Genomic DNA, 16,556 nt, shown 5'->3' on the forward strand with positions numbered 1-16,556 from the left:
CGCCCGCCGCCCCGTCAAGGCGCGGTCACCCGTCCGGATGTCATCCGTACCCGGCGGGCGCGGCGCTCAGTCCAGTGCGACGGCCGTACGCAGAGGGTCCCGCAGATCGGTGCCGCGCGCGAGCCAGCGTTCCTGGAGGGCGGCGGCGCCGTGGACGCGCTTCCAGGCGGCCTCGTTCGCGGTCATCGGGAGGAGCGGGAGGAAGCGGACCGGGTCCATGGGTTCGTCGAGGTCGAGGTCCTCGACGAGGCCGCCGGACTCGGCGACGAGGACGGAGGTGAACGGAGCCCCGTCCCAGAGGGGTTCGCCGACGTCGAGGGAGGCCCCGGGGGCGACGATGAGCCCCTCGACCATCGGGGAGGCCGCCAGCACGGCGAGCGGGCGCAGCAGTTTGTCGGTCGGGGCGAGCCCGGCCCGTACGGTCAGGACCAGCTCGGCGCGCGGGCCGCGCACGGGGTCGGCGACCATGTCGGTCGGGTCGGTCATGGGGTGTGCGGACATGCCGAGGGTCGCGTACCGCAGGAGGTCCCCCTCGGCGAAGCGGAGGACCTCGATGCGGTCGGTGCCCAGGAAGGTGACGGCGGCGCGGGCGTCGGGCTCGCCGAACGTGCTGCGGAGCCGGGCTTCGACGAGGGCCGGAATTTCTGCCATGGAACGAGCATAGAACTCGTATCGCGGGGGTAAAGCGCGGGTCCTGACCACCCGTCGGCTGTTAGTGTGGACAGCTGGTCGGGGCCGCGTTCGACAGGCCCCGTTCGCAAGCGGTGGAGGACGTCCCCCACGGGGGACCGGCCGGAGGAGGTGGGGCTGCAATGGATCGAAGTCGATCGTGCAGTACCAATCGCTCTTCCACTTCCGCGGCGGGCGCTTCCCGCCCTCTGTGATCTTCTGATCAGTAGAAGAGCGACGGCAGAACTTTGTCCTCCCGTCCTGCTTCCTTCCGTTCGCCCCGGGCCTGCCCGCCCGCGCGTCGGAAGGTCTCCCACCCGTACGGTCCGCAGCCGTGCGCGCGAAGGAGCCTGCCATGTCGATGCTGCCCTACCTCCGTGCCGCCGTCCGTCCGGCACTTCGCCGGTCCACCCCCGCGCAGCCCGGCTACGACGCCACCCGCGACCCCTCCGCCAGTAGCGCGGTCGTCGACTGCGCCGTGTACCGCGACGGGCGCAGGGACCGGCGCGAGCCCGGCTCGGCGTGCCTGACGCCGCGTGAGGCGATCCGTCGTGTCCGCGAGGACGGCGGTTTCGCCTGGATCGGCCTGCACGAGCCGACCGAGGCCGAGTTCGCGGGGATCGCCGCCACGTTCGGTCTGCACCCGCTGGCGGTCGAGGACGCGGTGCACGCGCACCAGCGGCCGAAGCTGGAGCGGTACGACGACACCCTCTTCACCGTCTTCAAGACGATCCACTACGTCGACCACGCCGAACTGACGGCGACCAGCGAGGTCGTCGAGACCGGTGAGGTGATGTGCTTCACCGGCCCGGACTTCGTCATCACCGTCCGGCACGGCGGCCAGGGCTCCCTGAAGGGCCTGCGCCACCGGCTCCAGGACGACCCGGACCTCCTCTCGCGCGGCCCCTCCGCCGTGCTGCACTCGATCGCCGACCACGTCGTCGACGGGTACATCGCGGTCGCGGCGGCCGTGCAGGACGACATCGACGTGGTGGAGAGCGAGGTCTTCGCCGCTCCCGCCAAGGGCGTCGCGCGCGGCGGAGACGCCGGCCGGATCTACCAGCTCAAGCGGGAGGTGCTGGAGTTCAAGCGGGCGGTGGCGCCGCTGCTGCGGCCGATGGAGCTGCTGAGCGAGCGGCCGATGCGCCTCGTGGACCCGGCCGTCCAGAAGTACTTCCGCGACGTGGCCGACCACCTGGCGCGGGTGCACGAGCAGGTCGTCGGCTTCGACGAGCTGCTGAACTCGATCCTCCAGGCCAACCTCGCGCAGGCGACGGTCGCCCAGAACGAGGACATGCGCAAGATCACCTCCTGGGCGGCGATCATCGCGGTGCCGACGATGATCTGCGGGGTGTACGGGATGAACTTCGACCACATGCCCGAGCTCCAGTGGGAGTACGGCTATCCGATGGTGATGGCCACGATCGTCGGTGTCTGCTTCACGATCCACCGCGCGCTGCGCCGCAACGGTTGGCTGTAGCACCCCGCAGGCGAAGGCCTACCCTGTGCGCATGACTCTCAGCGCGCTCGACCTCGCCCTCGTCGAGGAGGCCTCCAAGAAGTCCGGCCTGATCTGGGTCCGCGGCGAAGGCGCCGACCGGGCCCTGTGGCACGCCTGGGTGGGCGGCGCCGCGCACGTCCTCGGGGACGGGCCCGGCGAGCAGCCGTTCCCGGGACTGGCCGACGGGTCCACCGCCGAGGTGACCGTGCGCAGCAAGGACAAGGGCGGGCGCCTGGTCGCCTGGACCGCGACCGTACGGGAGCTGGAGCCGCGCGGCGAGGCCTGGGAGGCGGCGGTGGCCGAGCTCAAGGGCAAGCGGCTGAACGCACCCGACTCGGAACTGATGACGGACCGCTGGGCGCGCGAGTGCCGGCTGCTGCGCCTGGAGCCGGTGGCGGTGTCCGGGCGGCTGCCGGACGGTTCGCTGGCCGCGGTTCCGCTGCCGACCCAGGCGACGACCCGCCGGGCGATTCCGGCCGGGCTGCCGAAGCTGCTGCTGAAGCGGAAGCGCAGGAGCGGACGCTGAGGAGGAACGGGCGCTGAGAAGGAACGGGTGTCGGGGAGGAACGGACGCCTGAGGGTTCGCTCAGCCCCCGCCGCCCGTGCCGGAGCCCGAGCCGGTGCCGGAGCCCGCTCCCGCCGTGTTGGTGGGGGCCGGTGAGGCGCCGCCGCCCTGTCCGTCCTTGGTCGTGGGCAGCTCGACGGTCTGGTCCTCCTGTGGCGGGTCCAGCGGGAAGGCCTTGCCCCATTCGGCGAGCTCCACCCGCCCCGCGCCGCCCGCGCGTTCCATCAGCAACGGGTAGGGGGTGCCGGTCAGGGAGACGGAGAGCCGGCCGCCCTTGCCGCCCTCCGCCAGGACGGGCACCACGCGGGTCGGTCCGACCGTGCTGTACGGCCCCTTGGTGAGCTTGCCGTCGAGGCCGAGCAGGCCGTCGAGCAGGACGTCCATGTCGGTGAAGCCGCGGAACTGCTTGTAGGACGGGTCGTTCTCGGGGACCTTCACGTACTTGTCGCCGAGCTTGCCCGCCGAGTCCGACTTCCCCCAGAAGGCGGCGCTCGCCTTCAGGTAGAGCTGCTCGCCGACGCGCAGCAGTTGGAAGGTGTCCTCCTGCGACTTCACCTCGCCGGTGCCGCCCTCCGACTTCAGCCGCATGTCCAGGGTGAAGGTCTTGCCGCCGGTCACCAGCGTCCCGGACAGGTGCACCGATTCGGCGGCCGTCGCGGCCGCCTTCGCCTGGGCCTCGATCTTCTCGGCGGGGAGCTTGCCGATCCCGTTCGTGCCCTTGTCGGGGTCCTTCTTCTCGCCGCAGCCCGCACCGGTGACGGCGAGGCCCGCGCACAGGACACCGATGACGGCGGCCCGACGCAGCCGTACGGCGGAGGGGTAGGCGGTCACGGGCGGGTGCCTCTCGTCGTGCGGCTGCGGGCAGCAGGCAGCGTACCCGCCCCGCGCACGGCCGCTTCCGGACCCCCGGGCGGACGGCCCCACCAGGACGGTTGCGCGCGGCACGGGCTAGCCTGAGGCACGGCAGGACTGTCGATTGACGCTCTAGGAGGCGCTCGGATGGCTGCAGGCGCCCCGCGGATCTTCGTCTCGCATCTGTCGGGTGTGCCCGTCTTCGATCCCAACGGCGATCAGGTGGGCCGGGTCCGGGACCTGGTCGCGATGCTGCGCGTGGGCGGCCGACCGCCCCGGCTGCTGGGCCTGGTCGTGGAGGTCGTCAGCCGCCGGCGGATCTTCCTGCCGATGACCCGGGTGACGGGCGTCGAGTCCGGCCAGGTCATCACCACCGGTGTCGTCAACATGCGGCGCTTCGAGCAGCGCCCGACCGAGCGGCTGATCCTCGGTGAGCTGCTGGACCGGCGGGTGACGCTCGGGGCGACCGGCGAGGACGTCACCGTCCTCGACGTCGCCATCCAACAGCTCCCGGCCCGCCGGGACTGGGAGATCGACCGGATCTTCGTCCGCAAGGGGAAGGCGGGCGCGCTGCGCCGCCGCGGCGAGACCCTGACGGTGGAGTGGTCCGCGGTGACCGGCTTCTCGCTGGAGGAGGACGGGCAGGGCGCCGAGAGCCTGGTGGCGACGTTCGAGCAGATGCGCCCGGCGGACCTGGCGAACGTCCTGCATCACCTGACCCCGAAGCGGCGCGCCGAGGTGGCCAACGCCCTCGACGACGACCGGCTCGCGGACGTCCTGGAGGAGCTCCCCGAGGACGACCAGGTGGAGATCCTCGGCAAGTTGAAGGAGGAGCGCGCGGCGGACGTCCTGGAGGCGATGGACCCCGACGACGCGGCCGACCTGCTGTCCGAGCTGCCGGAGGACGACAAGGAGCGGCTGCTGACGCTGATGCAGCCGGACGACGCCGCCGACGTGCGGCGCCTGTTGTCGTACGAGGAGCGGACGGCGGGCGGTCTGATGACCACCGAGCCCATCGTGCTGCGGCCCGACGCGACCGTCGCGGACGCCCTGGCCCGGGTACGGCAGTCGGACCTGTCGCCGGCGCTGGCGGCGCAGGTGTACGTGTGCCGCCCGCCCGACGAGACGCCGACGGGCAAGTACCTGGGGACGGTGCACTTCCAGCGGCTGCTGCGGGACCCGCCGTTCACCCTCGTCAGCTCGATCGTGGACACCGACCTGCCGCCGCTGCGGCCGGACGCCTCGTTGCCCGTGGTGACGAGCTACCTGGCCGCGTACAACATGGTCGCCGTGCCGGTCGTCGACGAGAGCGGCTCGCTGCTCGGTGCGGTCACCGTCGACGACGTACTGGACCACCTGCTGCCCGAAGACTGGCGCGAGACGGACTTCCATTCCGAGGAGGCCGTGCGTGGCCACTGAGCGGGGGCGCGGCGAAGCCGCGCGCGAACGGCGCCGGGAGCGGCGCGAGCACGCCCGGGACGGATTGTCCGACCGGCTGGAGGAGGCGGCGGAGCGGCTGCGGCACGAGCGGCCGGAACGTTCCGCCGACCGGGCGAAGGGCACGCCGCCGGCCGGGTCGAGCGCGCTGTCGCGTTCACGCGTACGGCTGGACCTGCCGCGCCCGGCGCGGCGCCGGTTGCTGCCGGAGTACGACCCGGAGGCGTTCGGGCGGCTGTCGGAGAAGGTGGCGCGGTTCCTCGGCACGGGCCGGTTCATCGTCTGGATGACGCTGGTCATCGTCGTGTGGGTGCTGTGGAACATCTTCGCGCCGGACGAGCTGCGGTTCGACCAGTACCCGTTCATCTTCCTGACGCTGATGTTGTCGTTGCAGGCGTCGTACGCAGCGCCGCTGATCCTGCTCGCGCAGAACCGGCAGGACGACCGGGACCGGGTCACCCACGAGCAGGACCGCAAGCAGAACGAGCGGTCCATCGCGGACACCGAGTACCTGACCCGCGAGATCGCGGCGCTGCGGATGGGCCTGGGCGAGGTCGCCACGCGCGACTGGATCAGGTCCGAGTTCCAGGACCTGATCAAGGAGATGGACGAGCGGCGGCTATTCCCGCCGGAACGTGATGAAGGCGACCGCTGAGTAGCTTTCCTGAGCCGTGCTACCGAGCCGTACCATCGGGGCATGGCTACCGACACAAGCTCCGCCGCCGTGCCTGAGCAGGACGCGATCCTGGACGCTCTGGCGACGGTGAACGACCCCGAGATCCACCGGCCGATCACCGAACTCGGCATGGTCAAATCGGTGGAGATCGGCGAGGGCGGCGCGGTGGCCGTCACGGTCTTTCTGACGGTGTCGGGCTGTCCGATGCGCGAGACCATCACCAAGAACGTCACCGAGGCCGTGGAGCGGGTCGCCGGTGTGACCTCCGTCGCCGTGAGCCTCGACGTGATGAGCGACGAGCAGCGCAAGGACCTGGCGGCCACCCTGCGCGGCGGCACCGCCGAGCGCGAGGTGCCGTTCGCGAAGCCCGGCTCGCTGACCCGCGTGTACGCGGTCGCGTCGGGCAAGGGCGGTGTCGGCAAGTCCTCGGTGACGGTCAACCTGGCCGCCGCGATGGCGGCCGACGGCCTGAAGGTCGGTGTGGTCGACGCGGACATCTACGGTCACAGCGTGCCCCGCATGCTCGGTGTCGAGGGTCGCCCGACCCAGGTCGAGAACATGATCATGCCGCCGTCCGCGCACGGCGTGAAGGTCATCTCCATCGGCATGTTCACCCCGGGCAACGCGCCGGTCGTGTGGCGCGGCCCGATGCTGCACCGCGCGCTCCAGCAGTTCCTCGCGGACGTCTTCTGGGGCGACCTGGACGTGCTGCTGCTCGACCTGCCGCCGGGTACGGGTGACATCGCGATCTCCGTGGCGCAGTTGGTGCCGAACGCCGAGATCCTCGTCGTGACCACCCCGCAGCAGGCGGCGGCCGAGGTCGCCGAGCGGGCCGGTTCGATCGCGGTGCAGACCCACCAGAAGATCGTCGGCGTGGTCGAGAACATGTCGGGCCTGCCGTGCCCGCACTGCGACGAGATGGTGGACGTCTTCGGCTCGGGCGGCGGCCAGAAGGTCGCCGACGGCCTGACGAAGACGGTCGGCGCCTCGGTACCGGTCCTCGGCACGATCCCGATCGACGTGCGGCTGCGCGAGGGCGGCGACGACGGCAAGCCGGTCGTGCTGTCCGACCCGGACTCCCCGGCCGGTGCCGCCCTGCGCGCGATCGCGGGCAAGCTGGGGGGCCGCGCCCGCGGCCTGTCGGGCATGTCGCTGGGCATCACCCCGCGCAACAAGTTCTGAGCCACGTGGAGGAGGGGGCCACCGCCGGTCGGCGGTGGCCCCCTCCTCCACGTGCGCGGTCCCGCCGGGCGGGCTACTCGTAGGCGGCCAGGTCCGCGATGACGGAGAAGCCGATCCCGTAGGCGCTCATGCCCCGTCCGTAGGCACCCAGGTGGACGCCGCCGGGGGTGGAGCCGGCGAGCACCCAGCCGAACTCGGACTCGCGGTAGTGGAAGGGCGTCGGCTCACCGTCGACCGGCAGCGACAGCGTGGACCAGTCCTCGCCGCCGAGGTCGTCGGCGAGCTCCCAGGCGGCCTCGGTCTGCTGGTCGAGCCAGTCGCTGCGCAGGGAGTGGTCCATCTGCCCCGGCCAGCTGTACGAGAGCAGTCCGGAGCCGGCCAGCCAGGCCGCCGAGGAGACCGAGGTGGCCTCCAGGGTGCCCGTGCCGTCGCCGCTGCGGCGCAACGGATTGCTGGCCACGGTGATCACCACCGCGAAGCGTTCCTTCTCGCCGGTGGCGAGCTCCCCGCGGGCGGAGGGCTCGTCGCCGTGGCCGGTCGAGCCGTGTTCCACGGTGCCGTCGGCGCCGGTGCCGACCTGCATGAGCCAGCGACGGCCGGTGAAGGCCCCGTCCAGCCCGTACCAGGGGAAATCCGCGCTCAGGTACCCGTCCGCCGTCCGGCGGGCCGCCGGGACGGGCGCAGCGGTGTCCTGGGGCTGCCCGGGGGGCCCTTGGGGATCCTGGGCGGTGTGCTCGGTGTGCGGGGGTGCGGCGGCAGGGATCTCGGCGGGCTGTGTGCCCACCCGGCTACTGCGCGTCGTCTCCATCTGGGCGGCCTCTCGTTCCGTCGGGTCCGGAACGGCCCTCCCCCTCGCTTCGCTGGGGGGACCCCCTCCCTCGGGCGTCTTCGGTCCGGACAGATGGAGGATAGCCATCCGACCCGGGATCGCCGGGCAGGCGGCGGCTCAGGTGGCGTCGGCGTCGAAGGGCGTGCGCGGCTCGGGCGCCGGTGCGGCGGGCTTCTTCAGCAGGTCCGGGCCGGTTCCGGCGGCGGGCGCGGCGGCGGCTTCCACGGCCGGGTGCTCCTTGCCGTTCACCGCGTCCGTGACGTCGGTGAGTTCCTTGCGGAGGTCGAAACTGGTCCGGAGTTCCTTGAGGTCCTCGTTCTCCGTGAGCTGCTTGCGGATGAACGTCTTCGGATTCAGGTCCTCGAACTCGAAGTCCTTGAATTCCGGGCCGAGTTCGGAGCGGATGTCCTGTTTGGCGCTGTCGGAGAACGACCGGATCTTGCGGATCACGTTCGAAACGTCCTGGATCACCTTCGGCAGCTTGTCGGGGCCGAAGACGAGGATGGCGAGAACCACGATGGTGACCAGTTCGAGTGCGCCTATGTCGTTGAACACCTTGCCGCTCCTCGGCTCTCTCCACGTCGGGCCCGGACAACGGTACCCGGCGATGACCTCGGTCCCCTACGCCGGTGCCGGCCCTTTCCCGGATTCACCCCGCCGTCACCCGGCATTCGGCCTCAGGAGCCGTTCGCGGATCCCAGCACCACCTCCAGCGTGCGCTCCTTTCCGTCGCGGAGCACGGTCAGGCGGAGCGGATCGCCGGGGCGGTGGGCGCGGATCTTGATGATCAGCTCGTCGCCGCCCTGCACCCGGACCCCGTCGACCTTGGTGATCACGTCGCCCGGCTCGATGCCGGCGCGGGCGCCGGGCCCGTCGGCGACCACCGACGGCTTCCCGTCCTCGCCCTTGGTCCCGACGCGGGCGCCGTCGCCCTTGAACTGCATGTCCAGGGTGACGCCGATGACGGGGTGGGTGGCGCGACCCGTACGGATCAGCTCCTCGGCGACGCGCTTGCCCTGGTTGACCGGGATGGCGAAGCCGAGGCCGATGCTGCCGCTCTGGCGGGAGCCGGACTCGTCGTCCTCGCCCTGGTCCGCGCCGCGGATGGCGCTGTTGATGCCGATGACGTGGGCGCGGGAGTCCAGGAGCGGGCCGCCGGAGTTGCCCGGGTTGATGGGGGCGTCGGTCTGGAGGGCGTCCACGTAGCTGATGTCGCTGCCGTCGCCCTTGTCCCCGCCCGCCGTGATGGGGCGGCCCGTCGCGCTGATGATGCCCGCGGTGACGGTGTTGGAGAGGTCGAAGGGGGCACCGATGGCCACCACCGGGTCGCCGACCCTGACGTTCTCGGAGTTGCCGAGGGCCAGCGGCCTCAGGTTCCGTACGCCGGTGACCTTGACGACGGCCAGGTCGTAGCCGCCGTCGCGGCCGACCAGGGTGGCGGGCACGCTCTCGCCGGTGCTGAAGGTGACCGTTATGTCCTTGGCGCCGGCGACCACGTGGTTGTTCGTCAGGATGTGGCCCTGGGAATCGAGGACGAAGCCCGTACCGGTCCCGCCGCCCGCGCCGCCCGCGACGTGCAGGGTGACCACTCCCGGCAGGGCGGTCGCGGCGATCCCGGCCACGCTGTCCGGCGCCCGACCCTTGTTCTCCGCGGCGGCCTGCGGGAGTTCCAGGCGGGTGCTGCTGCGCCGCTCGGCGACGATCCCGAGGTAGCCGCCGATGCCGCCCGCGAGGAGCGCGATCACGGCGCCGAAGGCCGCCAGCTGCCACAGCCGGGGCGCCCTGGAGCCCCGGCCCATGTCCGTGACCTGGAGCGGACGGTCCGCCCAGGGGTCGTAGCGGGGGCCCGCCGTGGCGTCGGGGAACGCGAAGGGGTCCGAGGGCCCCGCGTCGGCGGTGGCCGGGACGCCCTCGGCGAACTCCCGATCGGGGGAGCGGTCGTCGGACGGGGCCCCACCGGCCGGTCCCGCGGGCCGGCTCCACCACCGCGGACCCGGGACCGACCGCCGATCGTCGGGCCGTGCGCCGGGGGACTCCCCGCCACCGGCGGGCGGGGCGCCGTCGGGCTCCCCGGCCGGCTGCGGACCGTCGGACGGTCGGTCCTCGGGGAAAGGGGCGTCGGTGGCGTTCCGGGCTTCCGGGTCCTGAACGGGCGGCTGCTGACGGTCGGGCTGCTGACTGTCGGACATGGATGCTCCCCCGCGTGCCTGTCGCACCGCACGGCGGCGCATCTGCCGCAGATTCAACCAGGTACCCGGGCCCGCCGGGGGCCCGGGTACGTGGCCCTTCCGCCTCAGCGGGAGAGCGAAACCGGCTGCGCGGTGGCCGGGGTGGCCGTGGCGGTCACGGGCAACTGACCGGTCGGACCCAGGCTGGGCACGCCGCCCGGGCTGGGAAGCCGGTCCCGGACGACCGTCGACAGCGGCACCGCGGGGCCGGGCCGGGCGGCGGGCGCCTCACCGCGGGCGTTCGGCTCCACCGCCTCCAGCGGCAGTGAGCCACCGAGCGCGATCGCGGCCAGCGACACGGCTCCCGCCGCGACGAAGGCGAGTCGGTGTCGGGGTCGACCCACCTCATGGATGCGGAAGCCTTCGCGGCGTGGGGCGGCCGGGGCCGCGTACGCGAAGCCCCCGAACGGCTCGGCGCCCGGCGGAGGCGTGAGCCCCGACCCGCGGGGGACTCCGGACGGGCCCGAGGCCCCCGGTGGTCCCGACAGGCCGTCAACCGCCCCTCCGGGCAGGCCTTGGAGCCGGGCGAGCAGCCCGGCGGACACCGGTGGTGGCGCGCTCTCCACGAACATGGTCTTCAGACGTCGCTGGGCATCGGCCTCGGCCTTGCACTTGGCGCAGGTCGCCAGGTGGGCCAGGACCCGCTCCCGGGCGTCGTGGTTCAGCTCCCCGTCCACGAGGGCGGCGAGCCGGTCGCCCAGGTGCTGTTCGGCGGGGGACGGACTGGCTCCGCTCACTCGGCTCCGCCCTCTCCCCCGGCTCCCGGCGCACCCACCGCCACCCCGGCCAGCGCACGCTGTTCGGCACGCGCCTGCGGGGACCGGTGCTTGAGCGCCTTGCGCAGGTGCGAGCGACCCCGGTGGATGCGGCTGCGGACGGTGCCGAGCTTCACCCCGAGGGTGGCGGCGATCTCCTCGTAGGACAGCCCCTCGATGTCGCACAGCACCACGGCGGCACGGAACTCCGGCGCGAGGGTGTCCAGCGCCTGCTGCACGTCCGCGTCGAAGTGGGTGTCGTGGAGGACCTGCTGGGGGGACGGCTCGCGGCTCGGCAGCCGCTCCGCGGCGTCGTCGGCGAGGGCGTCGAAGCGGATCCGCTGCTTGCGGCGCACCATGTCCAGGAAGAGGTTGGTGGTGATGCGGTGCAGCCAGCCCTCGAAGGTGCCCGGCGTGTACGTGGACAGCGACCGGAAGACGCGGACGAAGACTTCCTGGGTGAGGTCCTCGGCGTCGTGCTGGTTGCCCGTCAGACGGTAGGCGAGGCGGTACACCCGCGCGCTGTGCGTGCTGACGATCTCCTCCCACGTGGGAGGGGTCCACGCCTGGGAGCCCGCATCGGCGGCAAAGGTCGCGGTGGTTGCGGTGTCGGCGGTGTGGAAGCGGTCAGCAATGTCGGTCACGGATTTCGGCTCACCAGCCGACCAGAAGAAGCGTCTCAGGACGCCCCCACGATCCACAGGCGCAGCCGCACCTCCCCTATCGGCTCTGGTGGTGTCCAGTGGAGCCCCTACCATAACCACCCCTCCCGTCAGCTCCGGATAAGCGTTTTTACGTTAACTTTGCACGGGCCTCGGGTCCCGGCCGCCGATCTGCCCGCTGCCGTCCCCTCCGTCCCGCCTCCACCCCTCCCAACGCCCGGTCCCATCTGCGGGTTCCCGACGCCAGCGGATACAGTCACCGTTGCGCCAACTATGGGGACAGGAGAGGGTCATTAGCGGCAACCGGCAGACGAGCTGGGCGTTCGCCGACGCGTTTGTCGCCGAGGACGACGCTCTGCGATGGGCCCGCGACCGGTCCAGGGAAGCGGGCCTGCGCTCCGTCTCCCCCGGCACCGGGGCCGCGCTGCGCCTGCTCGCCGCCACCGCCGACGCCAAGGCGGTCGCCGAGATCGGTACCGGAACCGGCGTCTCCGGCATCCACCTGCTCCACGGGATGCGCCCGGACGGCGTCCTGACCACCGTCGATCCCGAACCCGACCGGCAGGCCTTCGCCCGCCAGGCGTTCCGCGCCGCCGGATTCGCCGGCAACCGGGCGCGCTTCATCCCCGGCCGCGCGCTGGACGTACTGCCCCGACTCGCGGACGGCGGGTACGACCTCGTCTTCTGCGACGGCGACCCCGCCGAGTCCCTCGACTACCTCGCCGAATCGTTGCGCCTGCTGCGCCCCGGGGGGCTGGTGTGCTTCGAGGGGGTCTTCTCCGACGGCCTCACCGTCGACTCCACGGCCGTCCACATAGAGGTGACCCGGGTGCGCGAGCTGCTGCGGAGCGTCCGCGAGAGTCCGGCCCTGGAGGCCGCGCTGCTCCCGGTGGGTGACGGCCTGCTGTGCGCGGTCCGTCGCTGAGTCCCGCACGGAGCGGGTGAAGGGTGTGCCGGCCCGGATCCGACCCCGGTCCGATCCGCCGCCGCGCCGTCCGGCGCCGGACACGACACCGCCCCGGACGCAGGAGCGGCCGGGGCGGTGCAGAGATGGCTCAGATGGTGTCGACGCTTCAGCCGACGACCTTCTTCAGGGCGTCACCCAGGGCGTCCGCTTCGTCCGGAGTCAGCTCGACGACGAGCCGACCGCCGCCCTCAAGCGGTACGCGCATGACGATGCCCCGCCCCTCCTTGGTGACCTCGAGCGGGCCGTCGCCCGTCCGCGGCTTCATGGCCGCCATGCTCGTTCCCCTTCCTGAAACCAGCTCATCGTCAGCCGACGGCCCCGTTCAGGCGCCTAGTACCCGGCATCGAACACATTGCTTCCCGGCCATTATCCCGCATGTCAGGACCCGATGACCAACATCGGTGGGGAACGCTTGCGCAACGCGCTCTGCCAAAACCACTCATTTCGGGGACCCGCCTGCGATACTTCGCCGCTGCTCCCGGGGTGGGGCCTCCGCTTTGTTTGACGCACATCACATGTCCGGCGGTCCCGGCGTCCGCCATGCTGACCCTTGCACCGGCCGGTACCGGCCGGTAGCCAAGCCCGCGACGAAGGGGGACCCCCTGCCATGGCCGACAGCGTGCTCTACGAAGTGACCGACGGACTCGCGACCATCACGATCAACCGTCCGGACGCGATGAACGCCATGAACACGGAGGCCAAGGTCGCCCTGCGCGACGCGGCCCTGGCGGCCGCCGCGGACTCCGGGGTGCGGGCCGTCCTGCTCACCGCGGCGGGCACCCGGGCCTTCTGCGTGGGGCAGGACCTCAAGGAGCACATCGGGAACCTGGCGGCGGACCGCGAGAACGGCTCGTCCCTGACGATGGACACCGTCGCCGACCACTACAACCCGATCGTCCGGGCGCTGACGGAGATGCCCAAGCCCGTGGTGGTGGGCGTCAACGGCGTCGCGGCCGGCGCCGGCTTCGGTTTCGCCCTGGCGGCGGACTACCGGGTGGTCTCCGAGGAGGCGTCCTTCAACACCTCCTTCGCGGGGGTGGCGCTGACCGCCGACTCCGGCGTGTCCTGGACCCTGCCCCGCCTGATCGGCGCGTCCCGCGCCGCCGACCTGCTGCTGTTCCCCCGGTCGGTGAAGGCGCGCGAGGCGTACGAGCTGGGCATCGCCAACCGCCTGGTGCCCGCGGCGGACCTGCACGAAGAGGCCGCGGCCGTGGCCCGCACCCTCGCGCAGGGCCCCACGGTGGCCTACGCGGCACTGAAGGAGTCCCTCGCGTACGGGGCGTCCCGCACCCTCCCCGAGGCCCTGGAGCGCGAGGAGGCCCTCCAGGCCCGCGCCGGCGCCTCCGAGGACCACGCGATCGCCGTCCAGGCCTTCCTCGCCAAGCAGCAGCCGAAGTACCTGGGCCGCTGACGCACCGCCCGTCGTCCTCCCGCCGGGCCCGCCCGCCCGCGGAGCTCTCCCGCGGGGCTCAGGCCCCGCGGGAGACGCAGCCCACCAGGTGGTCGTCGACCAGTCCGCACGCCTGCATCAGGGCGTAGGCCGTCGTGGGGCCGACGAACCGGATCCCGGCCTTCTTCAGGGCCTTGGCCAAGGCCGTCGATTCGGGGGTGACCGCCGGGACGTCCGCCACGGTCCTGGGGGCCGGGCCCGGCTCCTCCGGGGCGTGGGACCAGATCAGCTCGTCCAGCTCCCCCGGCTTCCAACCGGCGAGCTCCTTCGCGTTGGCGAGGGTGGCCTCGATCTTGGCCCGGTTGCGGATGATCCCCTCGTCTGCCAGCAAGCGCCGGGCGTCCGACGCGTCGAAGCGGGCGACGGCCGCGATCTCGAAGCCCGCGAACGCCGTGCGGAAGCCCTCGCGGCGGCGCAGGATCGTCAGCCAGGACAGGCCCGACTGGAAGGCCTCCAGGCACAGCCGCTCGTACAGGGCGTCGTCGCCGTGGACCGCGCGGCCCCACTCGGTGTCGTGGTAGGCGACGTAGTCCTCGGTGGACAGCCCCCACGGGCAGCGCAGGGCGCCGTCCGGGCCGGCGGCCGGCCCACCGCTCACCGCGCGTCCTTGGTCAGGTCGATGGAGGTGTCGGCGGGCGCCGCGTCCCGGGGCCGCGCCGCGGCGGGCGGCGACTCCGCGGCGGCCGACAGCTCCGCGATCCGCGCGTCCCGCTCGGCCAGCTCGGCCCCGAGCCGGTCCAGGACGTCGTCCACCTCGGCCATCCGGTAGCCCCGGGGGGCGACCGGCAGCCGCAGGGCGTCGATGTCCGACCGCACGACCGGCCGGCTCTCCGGCAGCCCGTCGGCCACCCGGTCCGGCTCGGCCTCGGGCAGTACGGCCTCCGAACCGCCGCCGACCACCGCGAGGGTGACCGCGGCCACGACCACGACCAGCGCGATCAGCAAGAACCAGAACACGATCAACTCCCCTGAGAGGCTCCGGCCACCAGGTTAAGGTCACAGACGAGGCGCAAGGGTCGCCGAAGGAGGAAAGAGCAGGATGCTGCGACTGGGCAGACGAGAGTTCGCCACCCACGAGCCGGTGATCATGGCCATCGTGAACCGGACTCCCGACTCCTTCTACGACCAGGGCGCGACGTTCCACGACGAGCCCGCGCTGGACCGGGTCGAGCGGGCCGTGGCCGAGGGCGCGGCGATCATCGACATCGGCGGCGTGAAGGCCGGTCCCGGGGAGCACGTGGACGCCGCCGAGGAGGCCCGGCGCACCGTCGGTTTCGTGGCCGAGGTGCGGCGCCGCCACCCCGACGTGGTGATCAGCGTGGACACCTGGCGGCACGAGGTCGGCGAGGCCGTGTGCGAGGCCGGCGCGGACCTGCTGAACGACGCGTGGGGCGGGGTGGACCCCAAGCTCGCGGAGGTCGCGGCGCGCTGGGACGCGGGCCTGGTCTGCACCCACGCGGGCGGGGTCGAGCCGCGGACGCGACCGCACCGCACCTCGTACGAGGACGTGATGGAGGACATCCTGGCCGTCACGGTCGGACTCGCGGAGCGCGCGGTGGCCCTCGGCGTCCGACGGGACGCGATCATGATCGATCCGGGGCACGACTTCGGGAAGAACACCCGCCACTCGCTGGAGGCCACCCGTCGGCTCGGCGAGATGGCCGCCACCGGCTGGCCGGTGCTGGTGTCGCTCTCCAACAAGGACTTCGTCGGCGAGACCCTCGACAAGCCGGTCAAGGAGCGCCTGCTGGGCACCCTGGCGACCACGGCCGTCTCGGCCTGGCTGGGGGCGCGGGTGTACCGGGTCCACGAGGTCGCGGAGACCCGGCAGGTCCTCGACATGGTGGCGTCGATCCGGGGACACCGCCCCCCGGCGGTCGCCCGCCGCGGCCTGGCCTGAGTCCCGCGGCGGCCCGCCGTCCTCCCCGGCGGTCGGTTGCCGGGGGGCGGACGGTGGGCGCGCGCGGCGGGGGTGCTACTTGCCGACTTCCTTCGTCACCAGGGCGATCGCCTCGTCCACGTCGTCCGTCACGTGGAAGAGGTACAGGTCCTTCTCCGAGGCCTTGCCCTGGGCGATCACCGTGTTGCGCAGCCAGTCGATCAGGCCGCTCCAGTACTCCGTGCCGAACAGCACGATCGGGAAGCGGGTGATCTTCTGGGTCTGGACCAGGGTCAGTGCCTCGAACATCTCGTCGAGGGTGCCGAGCCCGCCGGGCAGGACCACGAAGCCCTGGCTGTACTTCACGAACATCGTCTTGCGGACGAAGAAGTAACGGAAGTTCAGCCCGAGGTCGACGTGCTCGTTGAGCCCCTGCTCGAAGGGCAGCTCGATGCCGAGCCCGACGGAGATGCCGCCGCCGTCACGCGCGCCCTTGTTGGCCGCCTCCATCGCGCCCGGACCGCCGCCGGTGATGACGGCGAAGCCCGCGTCGACGAGGGCCCGTCCGATCCGTACGCCGGAGTCGTACTCCGGCGAGTCGACCGGGGTGCGGGCCGAGCCGAACACGCTGATCGCGGGCGGCAGCTCGGCGAGCGTGCCGAAGCCCTCGATGAACTCCGACTGGATGCGCAGGACCCGCCAGGGATCGGTGTGCACCCACTCGGAGGGCCCGGCCGAGTCCAACAGCCGCTGGTCCGTCGTACTGCCCGCCTGCACCTGGCTCCGCCTGCGCAGCACGGGCCCGAGCTGCTGCTCCTCGGGCCGCCGACGGGCGTCCCCTTCGGAATTGCGGTGGTTGCCCATGATGTGCTCCCTCCTGCTGATCGTTGGATCAGGTTAGGCG

Annotated in this window: 18 protein-coding genes and 1 pseudogene; 8 read left to right on the top strand and 11 right to left on the bottom strand. The window is 72.4% G+C overall.

Annotated features, from left to right (window positions below):
* Window positions 1-66: 66 nt before the first annotated feature.
* Window positions 67-651 carry a suppressor of fused domain protein gene (locus ACZ58N_RS05075; RefSeq protein ID WP_389708028.1) on the bottom strand — a complete coding sequence of 195 codons (585 nt, stop codon included), beginning with the start codon at window positions 649-651 and terminating at the stop codon, window positions 67-69.
* A 373-nt stretch (window positions 652-1,024) separates the two neighbouring features.
* Between ACZ58N_RS05075 and ACZ58N_RS05080 the strand changes: the two genes are divergently transcribed.
* Together ACZ58N_RS05080 and ACZ58N_RS05085 are read left to right on the top strand one after the other, a co-directional pair.
* Window positions 1,025-2,149, top strand: a complete 1,125-nt coding sequence (locus ACZ58N_RS05080; protein WP_471155743.1) for a magnesium and cobalt transport protein CorA — start codon at window positions 1,025-1,027, stop codon at window positions 2,147-2,149.
* 31 nt (window positions 2,150-2,180) lie between these two features.
* Window positions 2,181-2,696: a hypothetical protein gene (locus tag ACZ58N_RS05085; protein ID WP_471155745.1), complete on the top strand. Its 516-nt coding sequence runs from the start codon at window positions 2,181-2,183 to the stop codon at window positions 2,694-2,696.
* Window positions 2,697-2,756: 60 nt separating this feature from the next.
* On the opposite strand, the gene ACZ58N_RS05090 is transcribed toward ACZ58N_RS05085, so the two are convergent.
* Window positions 2,757-3,566: a hypothetical protein gene (locus ACZ58N_RS05090; protein WP_471155747.1), complete on the bottom strand. Its 810-nt coding sequence runs from the start codon at window positions 3,564-3,566 to the stop codon at window positions 2,757-2,759.
* Between the two features lie 168 nt (window positions 3,567-3,734).
* On the opposite strand from ACZ58N_RS05090, the gene ACZ58N_RS05095 reads away from it, so the two are divergent.
* From ACZ58N_RS05095 to ACZ58N_RS05105, 3 genes are all read left to right on the top strand, one after another.
* Window positions 3,735-5,006 carry a magnesium transporter MgtE N-terminal domain-containing protein gene (locus ACZ58N_RS05095; RefSeq protein ID WP_471155750.1) on the top strand — a complete coding sequence of 424 codons (1,272 nt, stop codon included), beginning with the start codon at window positions 3,735-3,737 and terminating at the stop codon, window positions 5,004-5,006.
* Between the two features lie 166 nt (window positions 5,007-5,172).
* Window positions 5,173-5,679, top strand: coding sequence for a DUF1003 domain-containing protein (locus ACZ58N_RS05100; RefSeq protein ID WP_471156558.1), 507 nt, complete (start codon window positions 5,173-5,175; stop codon window positions 5,677-5,679).
* A 42-nt stretch (window positions 5,680-5,721) separates the two neighbouring features.
* On the top strand, window positions 5,722-6,882 hold the full coding sequence (locus tag ACZ58N_RS05105; protein WP_471155753.1) for an Mrp/NBP35 family ATP-binding protein: 1,161 nt from the start codon (window positions 5,722-5,724) through the stop codon (window positions 6,880-6,882).
* 73 nt (window positions 6,883-6,955) lie between these two features.
* Here ACZ58N_RS05105 and ACZ58N_RS05110 read toward each other — a convergent pair whose 3' ends face one another.
* From ACZ58N_RS05110 to sigE, 5 genes and pseudogenes are all read right to left on the bottom strand, one after another.
* Window positions 6,956-7,690, bottom strand: a complete 735-nt coding sequence (locus tag ACZ58N_RS05110) for a hypothetical protein (RefSeq protein ID WP_471155756.1) — start codon at window positions 7,688-7,690, stop codon at window positions 6,956-6,958.
* Between the two features lie 138 nt (window positions 7,691-7,828).
* Window positions 7,829-8,266, bottom strand: a complete 438-nt coding sequence (locus tag ACZ58N_RS05115; RefSeq protein ID WP_471155759.1) for a sec-independent translocase — start codon at window positions 8,264-8,266, stop codon at window positions 7,829-7,831.
* A gap of 122 nt (window positions 8,267-8,388) precedes the next feature.
* Entirely contained in the window at window positions 8,389-9,900 is a 1,512-nt protein-coding gene (locus ACZ58N_RS05120) for a S1C family serine protease (RefSeq protein ID WP_471155762.1), read from the bottom strand.
* Window positions 9,901-10,196: 296 nt separating this feature from the next.
* Window positions 10,197-10,676, bottom strand: a pseudogene (locus ACZ58N_RS05125) (anti-sigma factor family protein); the annotation flags it as partial.
* Window positions 10,673-11,452, bottom strand: coding sequence for an RNA polymerase sigma factor SigE (gene sigE, locus ACZ58N_RS05130; protein ID WP_281210626.1), 780 nt, complete (start codon window positions 11,450-11,452; stop codon window positions 10,673-10,675). The pseudogene ACZ58N_RS05125 and the gene sigE, both read right to left, overlap by 4 nt.
* Before the next feature lie 166 nt (window positions 11,453-11,618).
* Here sigE and ACZ58N_RS05135 point away from each other — a divergent pair, with 166 nt between their 5' ends.
* The gene (locus ACZ58N_RS05135; protein WP_385575383.1) at window positions 11,619-12,281 is read left to right on the top strand and encodes an O-methyltransferase; all 663 of its coding nucleotides are present in this window, start codon (window positions 11,619-11,621) and stop codon (window positions 12,279-12,281) included.
* Between the two features lie 148 nt (window positions 12,282-12,429).
* Here the strand turns inward: ACZ58N_RS05135 and ACZ58N_RS05140 are convergent, their stop codons facing one another.
* Window positions 12,430-12,597, bottom strand: a complete 168-nt coding sequence (locus ACZ58N_RS05140; RefSeq protein ID WP_003966491.1) for a DUF3117 domain-containing protein — start codon at window positions 12,595-12,597, stop codon at window positions 12,430-12,432.
* Between the two features lie 333 nt (window positions 12,598-12,930).
* Between ACZ58N_RS05140 and chcB the strand changes: the two genes are divergently transcribed.
* On the top strand, window positions 12,931-13,734 hold the full coding sequence (gene chcB, locus ACZ58N_RS05145; protein ID WP_471155768.1) for a 2-cyclohexenylcarbonyl CoA isomerase: 804 nt from the start codon (window positions 12,931-12,933) through the stop codon (window positions 13,732-13,734).
* 58 nt (window positions 13,735-13,792) lie between these two features.
* Here chcB and ACZ58N_RS05150 read toward each other — a convergent pair whose 3' ends face one another.
* Both ACZ58N_RS05150 and ACZ58N_RS05155 read right to left on the bottom strand, forming a co-directional pair.
* Window positions 13,793-14,371 (bottom strand): DNA-3-methyladenine glycosylase I, encoded by a 579-nt coding sequence (locus tag ACZ58N_RS05150; protein ID WP_471155769.1) that lies wholly within the window; start codon window positions 14,369-14,371, stop codon window positions 13,793-13,795.
* Window positions 14,368-14,736, bottom strand: coding sequence for a DivIVA domain-containing protein (locus tag ACZ58N_RS05155; RefSeq protein ID WP_471155771.1), 369 nt, complete (start codon window positions 14,734-14,736; stop codon window positions 14,368-14,370). Before ACZ58N_RS05155 ends, ACZ58N_RS05150 begins: the two co-directional genes overlap by 4 nt.
* A gap of 76 nt (window positions 14,737-14,812) precedes the next feature.
* Between ACZ58N_RS05155 and folP the strand changes: the two genes are divergently transcribed.
* On the top strand, window positions 14,813-15,673 hold the full coding sequence (gene folP, locus ACZ58N_RS05160; protein WP_471155773.1) for a dihydropteroate synthase: 861 nt from the start codon (window positions 14,813-14,815) through the stop codon (window positions 15,671-15,673).
* A 75-nt stretch (window positions 15,674-15,748) separates the two neighbouring features.
* Here the strand turns inward: folP and ACZ58N_RS05165 are convergent, their stop codons facing one another.
* Window positions 15,749-16,516 (bottom strand): LOG family protein, encoded by a 768-nt coding sequence (locus ACZ58N_RS05165; protein WP_471155775.1) that lies wholly within the window; start codon window positions 16,514-16,516, stop codon window positions 15,749-15,751.
* Between the last annotated feature and the right edge of the window lie 40 nt (window positions 16,517-16,556).

The sequence above is a fragment of the Streptomyces sp. NPDC040432 genome (assembly GCF_055595445.1).